The organism is Hymenobacter sp. J193 (assembly GCF_024700075.1).
Lineage (GTDB): Bacteria > Bacteroidota > Bacteroidia > Cytophagales > Hymenobacteraceae > Hymenobacter.
In genome coordinates this window covers 1356327-1379803 of the sequence record NZ_JAJONE010000001.1, presented here as the reverse complement: position 1 = coordinate 1379803, position 23477 = coordinate 1356327, and the positions used below count along the sequence as shown (strand labels likewise).

Annotated in this window: 22 protein-coding genes; 11 read left to right on the top strand and 11 right to left on the bottom strand. The window is 61.1% G+C overall.

Going from position 1 to position 23477, the window contains the following annotated elements:
* Positions 1–10 precede the first annotated feature (10 nt).
* From ureC to cobA, 10 genes are all read left to right on the top strand, one after another.
* Entirely contained in the window at positions 11–1603 is a 1593-nt protein-coding gene (gene ureC / locus LRS06_RS05965) for an urease subunit alpha (protein WP_308239873.1), read from the top strand.
* A complete protein-coding gene (locus tag LRS06_RS25335) occupies positions 1594–1725 on the top strand; it encodes a hypothetical protein (protein ID WP_308239872.1) in 132 nt (43 codons plus the stop codon). Before ureC ends, LRS06_RS25335 begins: the two co-directional genes overlap by 10 nt.
* An 86-nt stretch (positions 1726–1811) precedes the next feature.
* On the top strand, positions 1812–2495 hold the full coding sequence (locus LRS06_RS05960; protein WP_257870647.1) for an urease accessory protein UreF: 684 nt from the start codon (positions 1812–1814) through the stop codon (positions 2493–2495).
* Between the two features lie 143 nt (positions 2496–2638).
* On the top strand, positions 2639–3382 hold the full coding sequence (gene ureG / locus LRS06_RS05955) for an urease accessory protein UreG (RefSeq protein ID WP_308239871.1): 744 nt from the start codon (positions 2639–2641) through the stop codon (positions 3380–3382).
* A gap of 289 nt (positions 3383–3671) precedes the next feature.
* Positions 3672–6176, top strand: coding sequence for a nitrite reductase large subunit NirB (gene nirB, locus LRS06_RS05950; protein WP_257870646.1), 2505 nt, complete (start codon positions 3672–3674; stop codon positions 6174–6176).
* 146 nt (positions 6177–6322) lie between these two features.
* Positions 6323–6673 (top strand): nitrite reductase small subunit NirD, encoded by a 351-nt coding sequence (nirD, locus tag LRS06_RS05945; RefSeq protein ID WP_257870645.1) that lies wholly within the window; start codon positions 6323–6325, stop codon positions 6671–6673.
* Positions 6674–6785: 112 nt separating this feature from the next.
* On the top strand, positions 6786–8048 hold the full coding sequence (locus LRS06_RS05940) for an MFS transporter (protein ID WP_257870644.1): 1263 nt from the start codon (positions 6786–6788) through the stop codon (positions 8046–8048).
* A gap of 37 nt (positions 8049–8085) precedes the next feature.
* A complete protein-coding gene (locus tag LRS06_RS05935) occupies positions 8086–11601 on the top strand; it encodes a nitrate reductase (protein ID WP_257870643.1) in 3516 nt (1171 codons plus the stop codon).
* Positions 11602–11632: 31 nt separating this feature from the next.
* A complete protein-coding gene (locus tag LRS06_RS05930; RefSeq protein WP_257870642.1) occupies positions 11633–13129 on the top strand; it encodes a rubredoxin in 1497 nt (498 codons plus the stop codon).
* Positions 13130–13230: 101 nt separating this feature from the next.
* Complete coding sequence (cobA, locus tag LRS06_RS05925; RefSeq protein WP_257870641.1) at positions 13231–14031, top strand: uroporphyrinogen-III C-methyltransferase; 801 nt, start codon at positions 13231–13233, stop codon at positions 14029–14031.
* Here the strand turns inward: cobA and LRS06_RS05920 are convergent.
* The 11 genes from LRS06_RS05920 to LRS06_RS25330 all read right to left on the bottom strand — a co-directional run bounded on the left by LRS06_RS05920 (position 13969) and on the right by LRS06_RS25330 (position 22382).
* Complete coding sequence (locus tag LRS06_RS05920) at positions 13969–14562, bottom strand: DUF4202 domain-containing protein (protein ID WP_257870640.1); 594 nt, start codon at positions 14560–14562, stop codon at positions 13969–13971. The genes cobA and LRS06_RS05920 overlap by 63 nt on opposite strands.
* Before the next feature lie 98 nt (positions 14563–14660).
* Positions 14661–15518: an urease accessory protein UreD gene (locus LRS06_RS05915; protein ID WP_257870639.1), complete on the bottom strand. Its 858-nt coding sequence runs from the start codon at positions 15516–15518 to the stop codon at positions 14661–14663.
* Between the two features lie 114 nt (positions 15519–15632).
* Positions 15633–16040, bottom strand: coding sequence for a hypothetical protein (locus tag LRS06_RS05910; RefSeq protein WP_257870638.1), 408 nt, complete (start codon positions 16038–16040; stop codon positions 15633–15635).
* Between the two features lie 179 nt (positions 16041–16219).
* On the bottom strand, positions 16220–16867 hold the full coding sequence (locus tag LRS06_RS05905) for a bifunctional 4-hydroxy-2-oxoglutarate aldolase/2-dehydro-3-deoxy-phosphogluconate aldolase (RefSeq protein ID WP_257870637.1): 648 nt from the start codon (positions 16865–16867) through the stop codon (positions 16220–16222).
* An 84-nt stretch (positions 16868–16951) separates the two neighbouring features.
* Positions 16952–17326, bottom strand: a complete 375-nt coding sequence (locus tag LRS06_RS05900; protein WP_257870636.1) for a PH domain-containing protein — start codon at positions 17324–17326, stop codon at positions 16952–16954.
* 27 nt (positions 17327–17353) lie between these two features.
* A complete protein-coding gene (locus LRS06_RS05895) occupies positions 17354–17995 on the bottom strand; it encodes a hypothetical protein (RefSeq protein ID WP_257870635.1) in 642 nt (213 codons plus the stop codon).
* A 60-nt stretch (positions 17996–18055) separates the two neighbouring features.
* Positions 18056–18559, bottom strand: a complete 504-nt coding sequence (locus LRS06_RS05890; RefSeq protein ID WP_257870634.1) for a HEAT repeat domain-containing protein — start codon at positions 18557–18559, stop codon at positions 18056–18058.
* 187 nt (positions 18560–18746) lie between these two features.
* The gene (locus LRS06_RS05885; RefSeq protein ID WP_257870633.1) at positions 18747–19139 is read right to left on the bottom strand and encodes a hypothetical protein; all 393 of its coding nucleotides are present in this window, start codon (positions 19137–19139) and stop codon (positions 18747–18749) included.
* 98 nt (positions 19140–19237) lie between these two features.
* The gene (locus LRS06_RS05880; protein ID WP_257870632.1) at positions 19238–21580 is read right to left on the bottom strand and encodes a M1 family metallopeptidase; all 2343 of its coding nucleotides are present in this window, start codon (positions 21578–21580) and stop codon (positions 19238–19240) included.
* A gap of 198 nt (positions 21581–21778) precedes the next feature.
* Positions 21779–22189 carry a HupE/UreJ family protein gene (locus tag LRS06_RS05875; RefSeq protein WP_308239870.1) on the bottom strand — a complete coding sequence of 137 codons (411 nt, stop codon included), beginning with the start codon at positions 22187–22189 and terminating at the stop codon, positions 21779–21781.
* Entirely contained in the window at positions 22161–22382 is a 222-nt protein-coding gene (locus tag LRS06_RS25330; RefSeq protein ID WP_308239869.1) for a HupE/UreJ family protein, read from the bottom strand. Before LRS06_RS25330 ends, LRS06_RS05875 begins: the two co-directional genes overlap by 29 nt.
* Before the next feature lie 93 nt (positions 22383–22475).
* Between LRS06_RS25330 and LRS06_RS05870 the strand changes: the two genes are divergently transcribed.
* Positions 22476–23384 (top strand): hypothetical protein, encoded by a 909-nt coding sequence (locus LRS06_RS05870; RefSeq protein ID WP_257870631.1) that lies wholly within the window; start codon positions 22476–22478, stop codon positions 23382–23384.
* Positions 23385–23477 lie beyond the last annotated feature (93 nt).

The following is a 23477-nucleotide window of genomic DNA, read 5'->3' as shown; positions in this document are numbered from 1 at the left end:
ACTAACTCCCATGTTCCTCTCCCTTGACCGGCGCGCGTACGCCGATATGTACGGCCCAACTACCGGCGACCAGGTGCGTCTGGGCGACACTGACCTCATCATCGAAGTCGAGCAGGACTACTGCGTCTACGGCGAGGAGTGCAAGTTCGGGGGCGGCAAAACCCTGCGCGACGGCATGGGCCAGGCCGCCGGCATTCCGCAGGCCGAGGCCCTGGACCTGCTCATCACCAATGCCCTGGTGCTGGACTACACCGGTATCTACAAGGCCGATATCGGGGTGAAGCACGGGCGCATCAGCGGCATTGGCAAGGCCGGCAACCCGCACATCATGCCCGGCGTCACGCCCGGGATGGTGGTGGGCGTCACCACCGAAGCCATTGCCGGCGAAGGACTGATTCTGACGGCTGGGGGCATCGACTGCCATATCCACTTCATCTGTCCCCAGCAGATTGAGGAAGCCCTGGCTTCGGGCCTGACTACCATGCTGGGCGGGGGCACCGGGCCAGCCGCCGGTACCACGGCTACTACCTGCACCCCGGGTGCGTTTTACATCGAAATGATGCTGAAAGCCACCGACGCGTTTCCGCTCAACTTCGGGTTTCTGGGCAAGGGCAACTCCTCGCGCCCCGAGGGCCTGCACGAGCAGATTGCGGCCGGGGCGCTGGGCTTCAAGCTGCACGAGGACTGGGGCACCACGCCCGCGGCCATCGACCAGTGCCTGCAGGTGGCCGAACAGTACGACGTGCAGGTGTGCATCCACACCGATACGCTCAACGAAAGCGGCTTCGTGGAAAACTCGGTGGGCGCGTTCAAGGGGCGCACCATCCACGCCTACCACACCGAGGGCGCCGGCGGCGGCCACGCCCCCGATATCATCAAAATCTGCGGGGAGCCCAACGTCATTCCCTCGTCCACGAACCCCACGCGGCCCTTCACCAAGAATACCATCGACGAGCACCTGGACATGCTGATGGTGTGCCACCACCTCGACCACAACATTCCCGAGGACGTGGCCTTTGCCGAAAGCCGCATCCGGGGCGAAACGATTGCCGCCGAGGACATCCTGCACGATATGGGCGCGCTCAGCATCATTTCCTCCGACTCCCAGGCCATGGGCCGGGTGGGCGAGGTGGTGACGCGCACTTGGCAGACGGCCCATAAGATGAAGCAGCAGCGCGGCGCCCTGCCCGAAGATGCGGCCGGCACCGCCGACAACTTCCGCGCCCGGCGCTACATCGCCAAGTACACCATCAACCCGGCCCGGGCCCACGGCTTTGCCCGGGAAATCGGCTCCGTGGAGCTGGGCAAGCTGGCTGATCTGGTGCTGTGGAAACCTGCTTTCTTTGGCTCCCGGCCCGAAATGGTGGTGAAGGGCGGCGTGATTGTGCGCAGCCAGATGGGTGACGCCAACGCCTCCATTCCCACGCCCCAGCCTTCGTTTTCGCGGCCCATGTTCGGGGCGTTTGGCTCGGCGGTGGGCGGCACGTCCCTGGCCTTTGTGTCGGGGGCTTCCGTGGAGCACGTGCGCGCCGCCTACGGCCTGCGCAAGCAGGTAGTGGCCGTGCAAGGCTGCCGCAGCGTGACAAAAAAGACATGGCCCTGAACGACTACCTGCCAAACATCGAAGTCGACCCCGAAACCTACCGCGTGACGGTGGACGGCGTGCACCTGACCTGCGAGCCTGCAGAAAAATTGCCTTTGGCGCAGCTTTACAATCTGTTTTAATGGAGAGCTGAGAACTTAGAATTGAGACAGGTACACCACATAACAAGCCATCAATCTCGCCTCTCAGTTCTAAGTTCTCACCTCTCATGCCTACCCGCCTTGCCCGCCTGCTTCACCTTGCCGATTCGGCCCTGCCGACGGGTGGCTTCGCGTATTCCTACGGACTGGAAAGCAGCCGCACGTTCGGGCTGGTGCGGGATTCGGCGGGGCTGCGGCACTACCTCTACTCGTATCTGCAGCAGGCCGTGGGGCTGGAAATTCCGTTTCTGAACTCCTGCTACGCGCTGGGCTGGCCGCTGGAGCCTGCGCAGTTGGCCGATATTCTGCTTGAATACGACGCCCAACTGTTGGTACCCGCCCTGCACAAAGCCAGCCTTACCCAAGGCAAAACCTGGCTGCAGCTGCTCCAGTCGTTTTACCCAACGGAAGGTTTGCGGGAATTGAGCGAGCTGCTGACGACCCAGGAGTTGCCGGGGCATTTCGTGCCCGTTCTGGCGCTGAGTATGCAACGGCTGAATTACTCGCTTTCCGAAGCTCACACGTTCTATCTGCACCTGGCGTTGCGCGACCAGATCAGCGCCGCCATCCGGCTCGGGTGCCTCGGTCCGATGGAAGGGCACCGCCTTCAGCACGAGTTCTACGCCATTTTTGACGACCTGCTGGCCGACGTCGCCCACCTCGATTACCGCTCTGCCACCCGCTCCGCCAGTCTGCTCGATACCGCCCAGATGCTCCACGAACACGTCTATTCCCGCCTGTTTCAGAATTAATACAACATTAGGCAGTCATGCTGAACGAAGCCGAAGCATCTCCTCTACCGCTTCGTTGGATTACTACCGCAACGAAGCGGTAGAGATGCTTCGACAAGCGCCGCATGACGAACAACTGACAACTGACAAAAAAATGCCCTTCATTGATAAGCTCGCCCTACTGCTTCACGGCCACGCTCACGAGCAATACGACTCGCCTGGTGACTACACCCAGCGCGAAACCCGTCGCCTGCCCCCCGCACCGCAACTTCCGCAAGCGGGCCTTTACGGTGGGCATAGGCGGGCCCGTGGGCACCGGCAAAACGGCGCTGTTGAAAGCCCTGTGCGAGCGGCTGCGCCACGAGTTTGAGTTGGGCGTGGTCACCAACGACATCTTCACCAGCGAAGACGCCGAGTTCCTGATTCGCCACAGCGCCCTGAGCGAAGACCGGATTGTGGGCGTGGAAACCGGCGGCTGCCCCCACGCGGCCATCCGGGAGGATATTTCTCTGAACATGGACGCGCTGGAAGGCCTCATGCAGCGCTTCGACCACAAACTCGACTACCTGTTCGTAGAAAGCGGGGGCGACAACCTGGCGGCTCACTTCAGTCGCGAGCTGGTCGATTACTCTATCTATGTCATCGACGTGTCGGGCGGCGACAAGGTGCCGCGCAAGGGCGGCCCCGGCATCACCCAATCCGATCTGCTGGTCATCAACAAAACCGACCTGGCCGAGCTGGTGCGCGCCGACCTCGGCGTGATGGACCGCGACGCCCGCCGCATGCGCGGCGACGGGCCTTTCCTCTTCGCCCGTGCTCTGCACGGTCTAGGACTCGATGAGATAATCCAACACATTCATGCCGCCAAAGCCCAAGCCCTGGAGTCGGTGCGAGAGGATAGACGGTAGACAACTTCCTGTAGCCTGTCATCCAGAAGCCCCTAAGAAAAAACTTAGGGGCTTCTGCTTTGAGTAGGGGTTTTTTCAGGGGTGTAAGCTTGTGAATAATATAAAAAAATGTTTTATCCCCTTTGATTAGAGGGGGTGATTGTATATAATTGCCAAGATGAGTCTGAAAAGACCCTAATTTTTAAAGGGGTATAGTATTCGATATGCTATGAATGCCCCACCCGCGCCCACTTACCTATCCCACCCACTTAACCCCAGATAGCATTTGAATTTCTAACATCCTGGTCCTATGGTACTGCAGCCCGTTCCTACCGTCGTTGTTGTTGGCAATGGCATGGTTGGCTATAAGTTTTGCGAGAAGCTCCTCGCCAAAACTCGTGCCTTCAACTTGGTTGTCTTCGGGGAGGAGCCCCGCGTGGCCTACGACCGGGTGCACCTGAGCGAGTACTTCGGGGGCAAGACCGCCGACGACTTGCTGATGGCTCCACTGCAGTGGTATTACGACCATAACATCACCCTCCACCTGGGCGACCCTGTCCAGGAAATTGACCGCACCAGCCAAACAGTGCATTCCCGCGGCGGCCTGGTACAGCCCTACGACTACCTGGTGCTGGCCACTGGATCCTCGGCCTTCGTACCCGACATTCCGGGCGTGGAAAAGGCGGGCGTGATGGTGTACCGCACCATTGAAGATTTGGAGGAAATCAAAGCCTACGCCGCCACCGCCACGTGCGGAGCCGTGCTGGGTGGGGGCCTGCTGGGCCTGGAAGCAGCCAAGGCCCTGCTAGATTTGGGTGTGCCCGAAACCCACGTCATTGAGTTTGCCCCCCGCCTAATGCCCCGGCAAATCGACGCGGCTGGCAGCCAGATGCTCCAAACCAAGCTCGAAGCCCTGGGTTTGCAGATTCACCTGAGCAAGGCCACCAGCAGCATTGCCGGGGAAAACAGGATTGAGGCCCTGCACTTCGGCGACGGCTCTGTGCTGGATGTGGATATGCTGGTGATTTCGGCCGGCATCCGCCCCCGCGACGAGCTGGCGAAACTCGCTGGCCTGGAAGTGGGCTTGCGCGGCGGTATCGTGGTCAACGACGAGATGCAAACCAGCGACCCGCGCATTTTCGCCATTGGGGAGTGTGCCCTGCACGGCGGCATGATTTACGGCCTGGTCGCGCCCGGCTACGATATGGCCGAGGTAGTTGCCAGCCAGCTCACCCAGGGTGCCCGCGCCTTTACTGGCTACGATATGAGCAGCAAGCTCAAGCTGATCGGGGTGGACGTGGCCAGCTTTGGCGACCCGTTCATTGCCGAGCCCCACAGCCGATCCATCGTGTTCGAGGACGCCCACAGCGGCGTGTATAAGCGCATCAACATCAGCCCCGACGGCAAGTACCTGCTTGGTGGAGTGCTCATTGGTGACGCGGAAGCTTATAACATGCTGCTGCAAACCGTCAACAACAGAATCGTGCTGCCGCCCCACCCCGAAGACCTGATTCTAGGCGCCCGTGGCGGGGAAATTACGGAAGGCGCGGGCGTGCTGGGCTTGCCCGACGAGGCGCTGGTCTGCTCCTGCGAGGCCGTGACCAAAGGCGCTATTTGCGGAGCCGTGAGTGAGCTGGGCATCACGACGGTGGACGGCATGAAGAAGTGCAACAAGGCCGGCACCGGCTGCGGGGGCTGCGTGCCCATGGTGAAGGACCTGATCAACGGTACGCTCCTGGCCCAGGGCGCCTACATCAAGAACGTGCTGTGCGAGCATTTCGAGTACTCCCGGCAGGAGCTGTTCGACCTGCTCAAAATCAACGACATCCGCACCTATGATGCCGCTCTGGACCACTTCGGCCGGGGCGACGGGTGCGAAACCTGCAAGCCCGCCATCGGCAGCATTCTGTCGGGTTTGTGGAATGACTTGATTGTCAGGCAAAACACAATTCAGGATACCAACGACCGGTATTTGGCTAATATCCAGAAAGGTGGCAGCTACTCGGTGGTACCCCGCATTGCGGCCGGCGAAGTCACACCCGAGCAGCTGATGGTCATCGGGCGGGTGGCCCAGAAGTACGGGCTCTACACCAAGATTACCGGCGGGCAGCGCATCGACCTGTTCGGGGCCCACGTGAGTGACTTGCCCGACATCTGGGAGGAGCTGATCAACGCCGGCTTCGAGAGTGGGCATGCCTACGGCAAGTCCCTGCGCACGGTGAAAAGCTGCGTGGGCAGCACCTGGTGCCGGTTTGGCCTGCACGACAGCGTGTCGTTGGCCATCGAAATCGAGAACCGCTATAAGGGTATCCGCTCGCCCCACAAGCTCAAAAGCGGGGTGAGCGGCTGCGTGCGGGAGTGCGCCGAGGCTCAGGCCAAGGACTTCGGCATCATTGCCACCGAGAAGGGCTGGAACCTGTACGTGTGCGGCAACGGCGGCGCCAAGCCCCAGCACGCCCAGCTCCTGGCCACCGACATCGACAAGGAAACCCTGGTGCGCTACCTCGACCGGTTCCTGATGTTCTACATCAAAACCGCCGACCCGCTGATGCGCACCGCCACTTGGCTCAACAAGCTGGACGGCGGCCTGGCCTACCTCAGAAACGTGGTCATCAACGACAGCCTGGGCATCTGCGCCGAGTTGGAAGCGGAAATGGCCCTGCTGATTCAAAACTACCACTGCGAGTGGCGGGAGGTGGTCGAGAACCCCGAGCTGCGCCGGCAGTTCACCCACTTCGTGAATGCGCCCACGCTCAAAGACCCCTCGATTGAGTTCGAGCCGGTGCGGGGCCAGAAGATTGTAAAAGCCTGGTAGGGGCCACCCAAAGCTTTTTTCGGACGAGAATAATGCTGCCTCACGTCGGGGCAGCCCGGCAGACCAACGAGCAAAACGGGCGCGGTGGGTGGTGTTGCAGCGCCGCTCATTCGCCGCCCAAATCCTTTCAAACCAAGCTAAAACCGATGGAAGCTGTCATTGACGTAACGTGGGTGGCCGTGTGCCGCGCCACCGACATTCCGGCCGACGGGGGGGCCTGCGCCCTGGTAGAGGGCGAGCAAGTGGCCATTTTCAACTTCGCCCGCCGCGGCGAGTGGTACGCCACCCAGAACCTGTGCCCGCACAAGCAGCAGATGGCCCTGGCCCGGGGCATGATTGGCAGCACCGGCGAAGCCTGTGAGCCCAAAGTGGCCTGTCCGTTCCATAAGCGCACGTTTTCCCTACTCACGGGGGAGAGCCTGAACGGCGACGAGTGCAGCATTCAGACCTACCCGGTAAAGGTCGAGGACGGCGTGGTGTACATCGGCTGGGCCTGAACTGGCTGGTTTTTATCCTTCACTACTAACACCCTGGCCCGACGCCTATGGATGCTCAGCACTCCGACCAGCCGCTGACGCGGCTCCGCCTTTTGCCTTCCAAGGCGTGCAGATGCGCACGTTTCACCTAACCTGGCTCACGTTCTTTTTCTGCTTTTTCGGCTGGTTCGGTATTGCGCCCCTGATGCCGCTGGTGCGCGAGCAGCTCCACCTCGACAAAAGCCAGGTGGGCAACATTATTATTGCCTCGGTGTCGGCCACCATTCTGGCGCGCTTGGTCGTGGGCCGGCTCTGCGACACCCTTGGACCACGCCTGACCTACACCCTGTTGCTTGTGGTGGGGGCCGTGCCGGTTATGCTGATCGGCCTGAGTAATAGCTACGCCAGCTTTCTGCTGTTTCGCCTCGCCATCGGCATTATCGGGGCTTCTTTCGTCATCACCCAGTTTCACACTTCCATGATGTTTGCGCCGGGCGTGGTGGGCACGGCCAACGCCGTGGCCGGCGGATGGGGCAACCTCGGCGGCGGTATTGCCAACATGGTCATGCCCCTGGTAGCCGCCGCTTTCGTATCGCTGGGCTACGTGGACCAGGCCAACTCCTGGCGGCTGGCCATGGTGGTGCCCGGCGTGATTCTGCTGGTTATGGCCTGGCTCTACTACAAGTACACCGTGGATACGCCCCGCGGCAACTACGCCGACATTCAGCGCGCCGCGGCCGTGAAGCCTAAAGGCACGTTTTTGCTGGCCCTGCGCGACTACCGCACCTGGGTGCTGGCTTTGGCCTACGGGGCCTGCTTCGGCATTGAAATCACCATCGACAACGTGGCCGCCGTGTACTTTGTCGACCACTTCGGGGCCACGCTGGTCATGGCCGGCATGCTGGCCGGTGGCTTTGGGTTCATGAACATCTTCGCCCGCGGCCTGGGCGGCTGGGTGAGCGACAAAGCCGGGAGGGCCTACGGTATGCAGGGCAAATGGCTGCTGTTGAGCGGGCTGCTGGTGCTGGAAGGCATCGGCATTTCCTTGTTCGCGCTGGCGCCGAGCTTGCCGCTGGCTATTGCCGCCATGCTCGGGTTTGCCCTGTTCCTGAAAATGGCCAATGGCTGCACCTACTCCATTGTGCCCTTCGTGAATAAGCAGGCCCTGGGTAGCGTGAGCGGCATTGTGGGCGCGGGCGGCAATCTGGGCGCTATGCTGGTTGGGTTCCTGTTCAAATCGGCCTCCATCAGCTACAACACGGCTTTTCTTTACATCGGCATGGGGGTGGCGGCCGTGGGCGGCTTGGTGCTGCTCGTGCGCCTGGCGCGGAAGGAAATCGGTGAAGCCACGGCCGTAACCTCTACGGAAGCTTCCCTTACGCTGGCCGGGGCTTAGGCCGGAGGTTATTTTCTGACTTACTCACTCTATAGTTATGGGCCTGTCCTCCGATGCTGTTGCCTCCACCTGTTGCTACTGTGGCGTGGGCTGTGGCGTACTGGTCAAGCCGGAGAAAAGCGGCGACGTGACCGTGACGGGCAACCCCGACTACCCCGTCAACCGCGGGGCGCTGTGCAGCAAGGGCCTGAACCTGCAGTATACGGTTAATGACCGGAGTGACCGGCTGCTGTTTCCGCAGATGCGCTACAGCAAAAGCCGCCCGTTGCAGCGGGTGAGCTGGAACGAAGCCCTGGAGCGCACGGCCGCCGTGTTCAAAACCTTCATCGAGCAGTACGGTCCCGAGTCAGTGGCTTTCTATGCCTCCGGGCAGTGCCTGACGGAGGAATACTACGTCATCAACAAGCTCATGAAGGGCTTTATCGGCTCGAATAACCTCGACACCAACTCCCGCCTGTGCATGAGCAGCGCGGTGGTAGGCTACAAAATGGCCCTGGGTGAGGACAGCGTGCCGGTCTGCTACGACGACATCGAGCTGGCTGATTGCCTGCTGGTGACCGGGGCCAACCCAGCCTGGTGCCACCCCATTCTATGGCGCCGGGTGGAAGCCCACAAAGCGGCCAACCCGACCACTAGAATCATCGTGGTGGACCCGCGCGTGACGGATACCTGCGCCCTGGCCGATGTGCATTTGCAGCTCATTCCGGGCACCGACGTGGTGTTGCACCAGGCCCTGGCCCGGGTGCTATTGGAAAACGGCGACCTGGATATGGCCTTTGTCGGGCAGCATGCCGAGGGCTTCGAGGCCTACCGCGCCATCATCCTGGAACGCACCGTGGCTGAGTCGGCCGAGCTGTGCGGGGTAGCCGAGGCGGATATTCGCCTGGCGGCCGGCTACATCGGCTCGGCCCGGGCGTTCTTGTCGATGTGGACGATGGGCCTGAACCAGAGCGTCGTCGGCGTCGACAAAAACCTGAGCTTGCTGAACCTGCACTTGCTAACCGGCCAGATTGGCAAGCCGGGCGCCGGGCCATTGTCCCTGACCGGTCAGCCCAACGCCATGGGCGGGCGGGAAGTAGGGGGCCTGTCGAACCTGCTGCCGGCCCACCGCAATATGGCTGACTCCGCGCACCGGGCCGAGGTGCAGCAGTTCTGGGGCAGCGGCCCGCTTTCCGACCAGCCCGGCTACACGGCCACCGAAATGTTCGAGGCCCTGGCCGATGGCCGCCTCAAAGCCATCTGGATAGTCTGCACCAACCCGCTGACCAGCCTGCCTAATGTGCGGCAGGCCGAAGCGGCGCTGGCCAACGCCAGGTTCGTAGTGGTGCAGGACATCAGCAACAAGCCCGAAACCCTGGCCTACGCCGACGTTATCCTGCCGGCTGCCGCCTGGGCCGAGAAGGAAGGCACCATGACCAATTCTGAGCGGCGCATCAGCTACCTGCCCCGCGTAGTGGCCGCCCCCGGCGAAGCCCTGCCCGATTCGGAAATCATCTGCCGCTTTGCCCGGAAAATGGGTTTTCCCGGCTTCGACTTTCCGACGACCGAGGCTATTTACCACGAACACACCCGCCTGACGGCCGGCACAACGCTCGATATTTCGGGTCTGACCTACGAGGTCCTGCACCAGCGCGGCTCGGTACAGTGGCCCTACCGCGCCTCTGCCGCTGCGCCCGACACAGCCCGGCTTTTCACCGACCACCGGTTCTACACGCCCTCAGGCCGCGCCCGGATTTACCCGGTGGCCGTGGCCATGCGTAGTGAGATGCCCGACGAGGATTTCCCCTTTATCCTGACCACCGGCCGCATCCGCGACCAGTGGCATACGATGACCAAGACGAGTAAAGTCAGCAAGCTGCGCCAGCATATTCCCCAGGCCTTTATCGAGCTACACCCTCAGGATGCAGTAAGCCTACAGGTCGGGGAAGGCGACTTAGTGACGGTAAGCTCGCGGCGGGGCGAAGTGCGGGTGGCGGCGCGGCTGAGCGCGGGCATACGGCCGGGGGTAGTGTTTCTGCCCATGCACTGGGGCAAGCTGCTGGGCTCGGACCTGCACCGCGCCAACAACGTGACCTCCGGCGCCGTGGACCCCATTTCCAAGGAGCCCGACTTCAAGTTCTGCGCCGTGCAGCTGACCAAGTACCGCAAGCCCCGGCAGCGCATCGTGGTGGTAGGCGCGGGGGCCGGGGCCTTTGGCTTTGTGCAGGCTTACCGGGAGCTGAACCAGGACGACAGCATCACCATTTTCAGCAAAGAGGACTTTCCGTTCTACAACCGCGTGATGCTGCCCGACTACATCAGCGGCCACCAGCACTGGGAGCAGCTGGTGAAAATGCGCGAGGAGGAGGAGCCTGGCTATAGCATTGAGCTGCGCCGCGGCGTGAGCGTGGAAGAAGTAAACCGGGCGGAGAAATACGTGGTGGACTCCCGCGGCCAGCGCACCGACTACGACGTGCTCATCCTGGCTACCGGCAGCCGGGCGGCGGTGCCGCGCAACGTGCCCGCCCTACCCGGCATCTTCACCATGCGCAGCCGCCTCGATGCCGATTCGTTTAAAAGCCACCTGCCGGCTCAGAATGCCCACGTCGTGATTGTGGGTGGTGGGCTGCTGGGTCTGGAAATGGCGGCTTCCCTGCGCGAAACCGGCGTGCGGATTTCCATCATTCAGCGCACTTCCCGCTTTCTGGACCGGCAGCTCGATGCCCTAGGCAGCCAGTTGCTGCAGGAAGAAATGGTGGACCAGGGCTGCGAGCTGTACTTCAACGACGAGGTGGAGCTCTATTACGGCCGCGCCCGCCTGACCGGCGTGGGCCTGAAAAGCGGCCGGCGCCTCGACTGCGACGCCCTGATTCTGGCCATTGGCACGACGCCCAACCTGGAGCTGGCCCGGGAGGGTGGCCTGGAGTGCCGCCGTGGGGTGGTCGTGAACGAGCGGCTGCAAACCTCCGACCCGAGCGTGTTTGCCTTGGGCGAAATTGCTGAGTTTGAAGGCACGCTCTACGGCATCACGGCCGCCGCCGAGCAGCAGGCCGCCGTGGTGGCCCGCTACCTGAGCGGTGACGTGGGCAGCGTGTACCGGGGCAGCACCTTCATGAACATCATCAAGATTCACGGCTTCGACCTGTGCAGCATCGGCCTGCCCGAGTGCCCGGCCGGTGGGAGCCACGAGGAAATTACCTTCATCGACAAGGCCCGGCGCTACTACAAAAAATGCATCGTGCACCAGGATCGGCTGGTAGGCGCTATTCTCATCGGCGACAAAACCGAGTTCCAGGAGTTTCGGGAGCTGATTACCAACAAGACCGAGCTCAGCGACAAGCGCCTGCAGCTGCTGCGTAGTGGCCGCCCGGCCGCGCCCGTGCTGGGCAAGTTGGTATGCAGCTGCAACAACGTGGGCCGGGACAATCTGCGCCAAGCCATTGGGGCCGGCTGCGAAACGCTGAAGGAGCTGTGTGCTACCACCGGTGCCGGTACCGGCTGCGGCTCCTGCCGGCCCGAGGTGCAGCAAATCCTGGCCGCCGAGCTGGTAACTCTGGTTCCCCTGGCCACTTGAAACGCCCGTTAGCAGCCCTACCTGATTTTTCATGACCTCCACTGACTCTGCTCACTCCCTGGTTGCCATAAACCTGCCCGGCGGTATCGTGCCGGCCGGCGACCTGCTGGCCGTGCTCAGCGCCGCCGAAGCCGCCGGCATCGAGCAGGTGCAACTCGGGCACCGGCAGCAGCTGTTGCTGGCCGTGGAGCCTGCACGGCGGCGTGCCCTGCTGCAGGCGCTGGCCGCGGCCGCGGTGCTGGTTGAAACCGATCCGGAAGCGCACCCCAATATTGTCAGCTCCTACGTGGGCGAGGAGGTATTCTACAGCGCGGCCTGGCTGCGTGAGGGCGTATACAAGGACATTCTAGATCTGTTTGACTACCGGCCCCGGCTGAAAATAAACTTGGTCGACAGCCGGCAGACCTTCGTGCCATTTTTCACGGGCCACCTCAACTTCATTGCCGCCGAAACCAGCAACTACTGGCACCTGCACGTCCGTTTTCCCCGCACCGGCTACCTCTACGCCTGGCCCCATTTGGTGTATTCCGAGGACGTACCGGGGCTGAGCGCGGCCATAGAGCGGGTGTTGCTGCCAACGGTTGGCCAGTTTGCCAACGACCTGACGACGGCCGGTATCCGGCTGTACGCCCAGGTTAGCGCGGCCCTGCCCTTGGGGTCGCGGATGGTAGCTGAGGCACTGGTATTACCGCCTTTCATGCTGCCGTATTACGAAGGTTTCAACCGCAACGGGCAGCATCTGTGGCTGGGTATCTACCGGCGCAACGAGCAGTTTTTGGTGGCGTTCCTGCAGGGCCTGTGCCGAGTGTGTTTGCAGACAAGGGTAGGGCAGCTGTGCACCACCCCCTGGAAATCATTGATAATAAAAGGTATTGCCCCCACCGACCGGCCGCAGTGGGATGCCGTGCTATGTCGGCACCGCATCAACGTGCGGCACGCGGCCAACGAGCTGAACTGGCAGGTGGAGGATAATTGCCCCGGGGGCCTGGCCCTCAAGCACGAGCTGGTGCGCTACCTCAACGAGGAAGATGTGCGCACCTACCAGCTTTGCTTTGCCATCAAAACGCGGCCCCAAACCGGGCTGTTTGGCTCCATCATCATCCGGACCCAGCCGGGGCGCCCCGGCGCCGAGCAGTACGAAATTCTGCATACCCGCGACTTCAACCCCAACTCCCGCGACTTTGTCTCATTTCGCCAGCAGGTGCGCCCCGACATGCTGGGCTGGTATCTGGCCGAGCTTTGCCACCAGTTCTACGCCCAGGCCGGGGCCGAAATGCCGGCAAATGAAGCGGCCTTGCCGCCATCCACCATTCCACTGCCCGTTACGGAAACCCTAATGCGCTGCCGCCGCTGCCTGACGGTGTACGACCCCGAGTACGGGGACGCTAACCAGGGTGTATCACCGGGGACGCCCTGGGATGCCCTGTCGGGGTACCACTGTTCAACCTGTGAGGCCCCGGCTCATGCGTTCGAGCTCTGGGAGGAGCCCGTCTCCGCCAGCCGGGAAGCTGCCCCGGTTGCTTCCTGAGAGTTGAGTTTAGGGCACAAAGCTCATGGCGGACAGCTTGCCCGGACAAGCCATTTACCATCATTCACCGCAGTAAAATCACAACCACTAGCCGCGCAGATATGGGGCAGATAGTACCCGAATTGTATGTAGTAGGCGCCGGCCCCGGCGACCCGGAGCTGCTCACGCTCAAAGCCTACAAGGTGCTGCAAACGGCCGCCGTTATTCTGTATGACAACCTGGCCAACCAGGAACTGCTGGCTTTGGCGCCGACCGAGTGTGAATGTGTGTATGTGGGCAAAAAGCCCTACGGTGACTATACGCCGCAGGAAACCATTCACGAGTTGATCCTGGAAAAGGCCCAAACCCGGGGCCGCGTCATCCGCCTCAAAGGCGGTGACCCGTTCATCTTCGGCCGCGGCTTCGAGGAAATTCTGTTTGCCCGTGCCCACGGCATTAGCACGCACTACATCCCCGGAATTTCGAGCATGCAGGCGCTGGGCTTCGAAGACATTCCGCTGACCCACCGCATCGTGAGCGAGGGCGTGTGGATGGTGACGGGCACTAAGAAGGACGGCTCCCTGTCGGTAGACCTGCGCCTGGCTATGCAGAGCAATTCCACCGTGGTCGTTTACATGGGCCTGAAAAAAGCTGCCGAAATTGCCGCCGCCTACTGCGAAATGGGCAAAGGCGATACGCCCGCTGCCGTAGTGCAGCACCTCACGCTGCCCCAGCGCAAGCTGGCCGTCGGACTCGTGCGCGACTTGCCGGCGCTGGTGGCCAGTCAGCAGATTACCTACCCGGCCCTCATTGTTATCGGGGCGGTAGTAGGTTTAGGCCACGAGGTTCCGGAATATGCGCTAAGCCAAAGCCTTGGCCACCAATGCCTGAGCTTCGGCGGGCAGCGGGAGCTTCAGCGCTAACGCGTGGCCCTGCGGGGTCATCTTGCGCCAGGTTTTCTGCACGATGTCAATGACTTTTTCCTCGGGGTGTTGGCGGGCGAAAGCGAGGAAGTAATGCTCCAGGAACACCAGGCAAATAACGTCTTCCAGCAGTTGTACATCGGCATCGTGGGCAAGCTCCTTCTTTTGCAGCAGCGCCTGAACCCGGGTAATAGTAGCCTCCTCATAGCCAGCCTCTGCTAAAACCTGGCCGGCTACCTCGGCGTGGTACTGCTTAAGGGTGTTGCGCCACCGGTGGTAACCCGCGCGGTCCAGTGGAAAGTCCTGACGAGGAATAGCCCACCGACGAATATGCTGACAGCGGGCTGCCAGCTGCACCGGTTCCGGGGCCCCGTGCGCTACCTGGGCCAGGCCGGCACTCATGCGCTGCCCATAGAGCAACTCCTTGGGCCAGACACGACCTTCAGCGTCCGTGTCCTGGTTAGGGTCTTCGGCATTCAGGGCATCAAACTTTTCGAGGGCCGCCGCAAAGCGGGCAGAAGGCAGGCTCATAGCACGAACACGTAACAGGAAGGTAACTGGCCGAGGCAGGCCTAGCCAAAGATAAGCGGGAACCTTATAACCAAGCTAAGCCATTGGAAAGGCCGCCGCTAGTACTTCCGCAGCCCCACGTTGAAGCCCAGCAGATCCGGCGAAGCCAGGGCTTGGTAGAGCTGGTCGTAAATGGGCTGCAGGGCGGCGCGGCTGGTGCCCAGGGCCCGCAGCAGCAGCATGCCGGGGCGAACCTGCGTCACGGCCACCACGCAGTCGTGGGCTGATACATCAACAGGCAGGCCGGCGCGGGTTTGGGTTTGCCGGGCCTGGAGCACAGCTGCCAGCTGCTGAAACCGGGCGTCGTCGGGGGAGCCGGCCAGGTACACGGCCAGAGAAGTCTGGTGTTGACTGAAGTGCGCCGGCGAGGTGGCAATGTGCTCTTCGGGCCGAAACGCAAACCGGTCGAGTACCGTCAGGCGTTCTTCCTGGCTTATCCGTAGCTCCGATTGGTATTCGGTAAAGGCGAACTGCTCGCCGCTGTCTATGCGGCCGGAGTGAAACCAGTCGGCCAGCAAAAGCAGGGCGCCAGTGGCCAGGTGCCAGTGCTGGTGCTGGCGGTAGCGGCTCTGGACCTGGAGTACGATAGGGTCGGGGAGGACCACAACCAGGGCGCCGGCGGCAATGTGTGCCTCGGTTAGCTGTTCGGCTATGGCACCGTTATCGGAGCGGTACACGCGGGTGTTGGCCTGAGTGCTGAGCAGCAGACGTGCCTCAGGCTGCACCATTACACGTAGTCGGATAACGTCGCCGGCCAGCAGGCCGCCGCCGTAGCTGCTGAGCACCACGTGGCAGCTTCCGGCCGCAGTTCCGGGGTTCAGAAGCTTTAGAGGCTGCACGTTGCGGCTTACCGTCAGCACCGACTGGCCGCGCACGACCGTAACTTCGACTTCACTCCACAACGACGAATCGGACATAGCAAAGGGCTGAACGGCAAAGATGCAGCGCCCTGCACGGCAACCGGCCACCTTCACCCGGAAAAATGGGGAAAGTGGCCGGGCTAGTGGCGTCGCAAAGGTTTTTAAATGCGGTTACGGGTTCGGAGTGCCGCACCACCCTTCGCTCTTGCACTTGGGGTCCGTTAAAATCACCCGGTCCAGATCGTACGAGGTATAAATAGCTATGCAGGCCTGGTCGGGGGCTTCCGCATCGGTGGCCAAGCGCAGGCCCGTCAGGAAGCTTTGCGACTCGGGCAGCCCGGCCGGCACCTCCGAGTAGGTGGCTACCACGTTGGCGTAGCTCACGCCTTCAATGGTGATTGTTTTGCCAAGATTAACGTCCGTCGGGAGCTGGAGCATGGTACCGTCGCAGCTGCGGCCGAGCACTTTCACCGTGGTGCAGGAGGCCTGGGCAGTGGCGGTTTCCTCATCTTCTTCGCAGCCGCTGAGCACCCCAAACGACAGCAGGCCCAGGGTTAGCAGGGTAAGGATTTTAGGCATGGAGCATACTGGGTTAGATGTGTAGTAAAGAGAGCCGGGGCGTTAAGCAAAAGTTGCAAGCAGTACCCTGACAATTGCTGCGCTTCTCAAAGTGCAGCCATCAAGGGTGAAAAAGTCACGAGAAGATATGCTGCCTCTGCCGTTCGCGCAGTCGAAGCATGACCCTCTTACTGGTTTTCCTAAACCGACTGCAGTACGGCCAGCAGTTCCGTGAGCTGAGTTGTGAGGCGATTGGGCTCGGCGGTGTCGAGCAGGCGGGCGTCGATGCCCACGCAGGTGGCACCAGCCTGCTTCCACGCGCGCAGGCTCTCTACCGTAGGCTGAATCCCACCGGTGGCCATGAGGGGAAGGTGGGGCAGCGGGCCGCGCAGAATCTGCAGATAGGCGGGCGTAAGGTAGGCCGAAGGAAAGAGCTTAACGATGGTGGCGCCCAGGCGGTGGGCCTCGTACACCTCGTTCAGTGTCTGGGCACCGGGCAGCCAGGCTAGGTCGTAGCTGCGGCACACGGCGGCCACATCGGGGCTGCACACGGGCTGGACGATGAAGTCGGCACCCGATTCGATGAAGCGGCCGGCTTCTTCCGGGGTGAAGATAGTGCCCGCGCCCAGGAGCAGATCAGGATAATCGGCCTCCACGAAGCGCTGCAGGCGAGTGAAGATGGCGTGGGCCTCGGGGCCGCGGTTGGTGAACTCAAACAGGCGCACGCCGGCCGCGTAGCTGGCGGCCAGCACCCGGCGGGCGTAGTCTTCCTGCGCGTGGTAGAAAACCGGAATAAGCGGGTGCAGCCGGGCCTGGGCCAGCGTGTGGGCAGAAGAAAAACGGGGCATGGGTTGAGTTGCTGGTTTCTGGTTGCTAGTTTACCTAACGTCTACGGATAACCAGCACCTAGAAACCAGAAACCAGCAACTTAACTATAGCGCATACTCGCCGAGGGCGCGGTACACGTCGTAGATGTTTTGGTCGTTGCGGAAGGTGCGGCCGATGGGAGCTGCCATGCCGCGTACCCAGATGTAGAGTTCCGATTCCAGGTCGAAGTGGCCGGTGGTTTCCATCGAAAACCGCTCGATGCTGCGGTAGGGAATGCTCATGATTTCGCGCTTCTTGCCCGTTACGCCCTGTTTATCAACCAGCAGCAGGCGCTGGTTGGTGAAGATGATCTGGTCGCGCAGGATGGCGTAGGCTTTTTCCACCCGCTCGCCGGCGGCCAGAATACGGTTCAGCTCCTGCTGAATCTGTTGCGCGTCGTTTTCGGAAGCATTGCCGAGAAGGCCATCGAGAAGTCCCATAAAGCAGTTTGTTTTCGGGGTGAGAGGTTAGGAAGAAGGCGCTTTTTTGCGGTATACGCGAATAAGCTGGTCGCGTAGCTGGTAAGCCAGCACCGAATCAACGCAGGCAATGTCGGTCAGCTCCTCATCCAGGGGGTGACAGGTTTGCTGCTGGATGGTAACGGAGAGGCCGCCGGGGACTGATTCTACCAGGCTGGTGCGTACGTAAGCGTCCCCGGCGTCCCCGAAGGTTTCCGCAACCTCCAGGTCGGCACTGATACGCCCGGTTGAATCAGTCAGGACAAACAGCCGGATGCGGGAAGAAAAATACTCGCCCGGTACGCGGGTCAGCAAGGCCAAACGATGATTGGGAAGCGGAATTTTTCCCACCGCGAATACCTCCTCACCGTTGGCCGCCACATACTCGCCAAACAGCGGCAGCAAGCGGGCCGGAATCAGCCGGCCGTGCATGGGCTGGGTGCTGGCCGCCGGGGTACCGTCTTCCAGGTCCTGAGAGGAAACCTTGATGGGCAGCGTCAGCAGCGGATAGAGAGCCAGCAGCTCCTGCAGCTGCAAGGTAGTGGAGTCGGGCGGGGAGGACGCTGGCGGGAGAGCCGCCTCCTCTGGAGCAGCCGAGGTTTCCGGCGCGGTGTTGGTTTGGCAGCTGCTGAGTAGCAGAACCGAAAACAACAGGAGGTTTGAAAGCCTCCAACGATGGAGAGTCATACAGAAAGCTGTATAGGTGTGTTATTACAGTTCTTCTATTATTTCCTCTATCCAGTTGAGGCCGATTTCCTGTAGGGCGCGGTCGGGCTTTTGGCGAACCTGCTCCCAGAGCCGCCGGATTTCCTTTACGTCTTCTTCGGAGTACACAAATTCCTGCTCCTCCAGAATATCGAGGGCCATGTGCTTGGCTTCGTAGCCCTGATAGAAGACAATCAGGCATAAGTCTTTCAGCAGGTGGCGGCAGTCGTGAGTAGCCAGCGCATACACCAACGTACCATTGCGGCCGTGGTTGGCGGGCTTCTGAATGGCTGCCAGCAACGGTTGAACGGCTCGTTGGTCGGCTAGGTCCCGCAAGCTACTGGCTGCGCTGTTGCGTAGTAGAGGCTTATCTGTTTCCAACAGCTGCAGAAGGAACTGGAACATTTCTTCCCCGCCCAGCGCAGTCAGCTCCTCAAAAGCGTCGTCCGCCGCCTCGTCATCATCACTGAAAATAAGCGCCTGAAGCGCGGCAACGCGTGCGGTGGGCATAAGAATAGGTATAAATGTGATAATAAAAAGCAGCCGAACACAACGAACCCGGCTGCTGAAAGCTAATAGAAAAAGGCGGGATTAATCGGGGAAGCTGATAAGCTTCTCTGGCTGCCCTTACTGTTGCAGTCGATATTCGGCAGCATGGCTGAAGAGGTGCACGGGAGGCCCGATAGTGGTTGGGTGTTTAGTCGTTGTAAAGCTTCCGTAAAGTTCTTTTTCCCGCCTGATATTTAACATGAAAAAAGTAGACGGAACCAGCAGGCTTGTAGAGCGAGTCGCCTAGTTGCAGGGAATCATAATAACGCCGGCTGCCGGGGAAGTATATTTTTTCATCCTGGCAAAGAAGGTCGATAGTTTGGTATGCTTGCTTTTGCTCTCTTAGATACTTTCTTGCTACGACAGCGCTAATGCTGCGTGCTATAAACCGTTCGTCTTGTTGCCTTGAGCTATAAAGAAAAGTCAGCGTTAGAGCGGTTGCAAGTACTATCCCAAAGCAAATCAGAACGGGAGTAGCCTTCGCAAAAGCGCCTTTTGTTTCTTCATCGAAGTCTTCCCAATCATTCTCATACAAACTCATAGCGCGAGCAAATTTCTGAACTCAATCTAAGCGCAAAGAGCCGGACTACGTGGTAGCCCGGCTCTTTTGGTATTCTTCAGAAAGTGAAGCCAGGTAGCTTAGTTGCCGCCCGTGCCGGTGGTGCCAGCCGGCTTCTGCTGCGAAGTCTGCTGCATGGGATTGGGCTGGGCGCGCTGCTGCTGCTCAAACAGTTCGAAGCGCGAGGGCGCGGCCCGGTTCGGGTAGGCGTTGTTGCTCAGGTCCGTGTCGGCGGTTTCCAGGAAGGGGTCCAGCACGAAGCTTACCACGGGCTTTTCGGTGATGAACACCTTGGTTACCTGCGCGTTGTTCTTGCGCCAGATTTCGGCCGGAATGTTCACCACTTCCTGCTTGCCGTCCTCGTAGGTCATCTGCACCACCACGGGCATGGTGAGGCCACCCAGGTTTTTCAGGCTCACCTCGTAGAAGTGCAGGCCGCTGCTCAGGCGCTTTTGCTGCTCGGGCGTGAGCTTGGCCACGTAGTCCTGGTAGCGCTTTTTGTCGGCCTCGGTGGCGGCCAGCGGGTCGTAGGCGTTGTAGAAGTCCTTGAGCTGGGGCTTGTCATCCACCAACGTGCGCTTGATGTCCTGCAGGTTGCGCTGCTGGGAAAGCGTTTTGGGCGCGGCGTTCAGTTGCTCCCGCTTGCGGGCATTCTCGATTTCGGGGTTCTTCGAGTCGACGGTGTACCACTTCACGCCCTCAATAGCCAGGTCGGTGTGGTCGGTGGTGTAGAACCAGCCGCGCCAGAACCAGTCGAGGTCGGTGCCGGAGGCGTCTTCCATGGTGCGGAAGAAGTCGGCAGGCTCAGGGTGCTTGTAGGCCCAGCGACGCGCGTATTCCTTGAAGGCATAGTCGAAGAGCTGACGGCCCAGGATGGTTTCGCGCAGGATGTTGAGGCCGGTGGCGGGCTTGGCGTAGGCATTGGGCCCAAACTGCAGCACCGATTCCGAGTTCGTCATGATGGGCGTCTGCACATTTTTGCCGGTGCGCATGTAGTCCACAATCAGCTTCGGCTCGCCGCGGCGGGAGGGGTAGTTCCGCTCCCATTCCTGCTCGGTCAGGAACTGCACAAAGGTGTTCAGGCCCTCATCCAGCCACGACCACTGCCGCTCGTCGGAGTTGATGATCATGGGAAAGAAGTTGTGGCCTACTTCGTGAATAATCACCGAAATCATGCCGTACTTCCGCTCGGCCGAGTAGGTGCCGTCCTTCTCGGGGCGGCCGCCATTAAAGCAAATCATGGGATACTCCATGCCGCCCACCGGCCCGTGCACCGAAATAGCCACCGGGTATTCGTAGTCGATGGTGAACTTGGAGTAGGTTTTGATGGTGTGCGCCACCACTTCGGTGGAGTACTGGCCCCACAGCGGGTTGCCTTCCTTGGGATAGTAGCTCATGCACATCACCGGCTTGCCCGCCTGCTTGATCTGCATGGCGTCCCAGATAAACTTGCGTGAAGAAGCCCAGGCAAAATCGCGCACGTTTTTGGCGGCGTAGGTCCAGGTTTTGGTGCCTTTGGCGCGCTTCTGCTCGGCGGCTTCGGCTTCCTGCTGGCTCACGATGAGCACCGGGGTTTTGGTGTTCTTGGCTTTTTCGAGGCGCTGGCGCTGGGCGGCGCTCAGCACTTCGTTGGGGTTCTGCAGCACGCCGGTAGCGCCCACCACGTGGTCGGCGGGGGCGGTGATGCTCACGCGGTAGTCGCCGAAGGGCAGGGCAAACTCTCCGGTGCCCAGAAACTGCTTGTGCTGCCAGCCCTGGAAATCGGAGTACACGGCCATGCGCGGGTAGAACTGGGCAATTTCGTAGAGGTAGTTCTTGTCCTCGGGGAAATACTCGTAGCCGCTGCGCTGGTTTATTTTCAGCTGGTCGTTGATGTTGTAGCTCCACTTGATGCTGAACGTCACGGCTTGCTTGGGCCGCAGGGGCGTGGGCAGGTCGATGCGCATCATGGTGTGGTTGATGACGTGGGGCAGGGCCTTGCCGCCTTTCAGCTTCACCTCCGAAATCTTGAAGCCGCCCTCAAAGTCCGAGTTCATCAGGTATTCCAGCCCCCGAAACGACATGCGGTCCGACAACTCGCCCACCTCCGTGGCCTGGGTGATGGACGTTTTGTCCATGATGTTCTGGTCGAGCTGCACCCACAGGTAAGTGAGTACGTCGGGCGAGAGGTTGGTGTAGGTAATGTCCTCCGATCCGGTAATGGCCTGCTTCTCGTCGTCGAGCTTTACCTGGATGTTGTAGTCGGCGCGCTGCTGCCAGTACTGGCTGCCGGGCGCCCCCGAGGCGGTACGGTAGGTGTTGGGCGTGGGCAGCTCCTGGCCCAGCTGGGCAAACTTATCGGTGCCGGAGTTGGTAGTTTGGGCCGCCAGGGGGCCGGCGGCCAGCGCGGCCAGAGCGGCCGAGCGTAAAAGATGTTTTAGCATTGAAAAGCGTGAATGCGTGTAGCGAGGCGAAAAAGTACAGGAAAACCGGCAGATAACAGGTAAAGTCACCGGCAAAGTGCCAGAAGTTGCACGGGCGGAAAGATGGTGAGACAGTGAGCTGGTGAAATGGTGAGCTTGACGTTCTGTTGGCACAGCTCTGCGCATATGGCGCGGTCAGGACGCCAACTCACCATTTTACTATTTCACCAGGAGCACCAGCGCGATGCCCAGGGCGGCGCCGCTGACGACCAGGAGCCAGTCGCGGCGGGCTACGCCGAGGCCGCGCAGCAGCAGGGCCCCGAGCAGCAGAATCAGCGCTACGATCAGCAGCTGGCCCAGTTCCACGCCCACATTGAACGCCAGCAGTTCCAGCACCGGGCGGCTCTGGTGGCCCAGCAGCTCGCGCAGGTAGCTGGAAAACCCAAGGCCGTGAATCAGCCCGAACACGGCGGCCAGCAGGTTGGGCCAGGCCAGCACCACCGGCTCCGGCGCCGGGCGCAACACCGGCCGGGCAGTAGGGCGGCCGGCGCGGGTCAGGTTCAGCAGGCACGTCAGCACTATCGTCACCGGAATCAGCACCTCAATAACCTGGGGCGAGTACTGCACCACGCTCAGCGTGGCCAGGGCCAGGGTGAGGGGAGTGGCCGAGGGTGAAGCTGGTAACCAGCGCCACCACGCGGCGCCAGTCCTGCAGCACGTAGGGCGCACATAGCGCCAGCAGAAACACGAGGTGGTCGTAGGCCTGCAGGTTGAAGATGTGGAAGAAGCCGAGCTGGAGGTAAGTCTGAAACGTGGAGGCCATAGGGCAAAAGTACAAGCGCGGCCAACATAGCGGCTTTCTCGCGGCTTTCTGATATTTTGCACCGACTTAAGCAGTTTGCATTCTGGTTGATGTATGTATAGATATTTTATGTTGAGCCTGCTGGTGCTCGGTTTAGCCCTGGAAGGCCACGCGCAGGCCCCCACACCCTCGCTGCCACCCGCTTACCTGACTGAGTCCCGCCTGAGCCGTGCCGATACGGCCCGGGCCGTGCACGAATTGTTCAGGAGCCGGCGTAGTGGCGGCTTTATCTGGCCGATAGTAGGCACGGTGGGTATGTTGGCGGCAATTCTACCGGCGCAACAATCAACCAGCGCCGGGGTCTGGACGCCGGGGGTAGTGGGCGGCGCGGCGTTGGTGGGCGTAGGCGTAGGTAAGAGTGTGCGGTTTAAGCGAAAAAACGAAACGGCCGTCATGCGCGAGCTGGCGCTTACGGGCCATCTGCCGGCTTATGTCAGCCGCCGCCTGCGGGGCATCCACCGGCCTATACCCGGTACCGCCAATGAGGAAAACCCGCTATTGGCACCCGGTATCGGCACGGACAGCCTGCGGCGGAGTGCCGCCCAACTCATGCCCGAGCAAGTTCTGGCCAATGCCCGGCAGGATACACTGGATGCCGTTACGGCGCTGTTTATGATGAAGCGGGTAAGTGGAGAATGGCCGCTGGCCCTGGCGTTGCCCGGCCTGAGCCTGATGTCCGGCGGCACCCGCGAATACAATCCCGTCACAGGCAGTTGGGACGAAACGCCGGCTTCGGGCGGCGCGGTTGCGGCTGGGCTGGGGCTGGCTGGGGTGGGCCTTACGTATATGCTGGTCCGGCACACTACCTACAGCTACGAAAAGCTCAACGCCCTGCACGCTGCGTGTGCTGCAGGGGCGCCAATTCCAGCGCAGTACCGGGCGCAGCTGCAGCCGCGCCACTTTGCCAAAGCCGGCCTGTGGAAAGCCCGGCTGGCCCGAAGAGAAGCCCGCCGGCGCCGGTAGAACGACGGGTTAATCATACTCATCGGCTGCCGGATTAAGCGGCTATAAGCTGGTGTAAAAGGATTGGATAGTTGATGAGCAGCTGCTGCAACA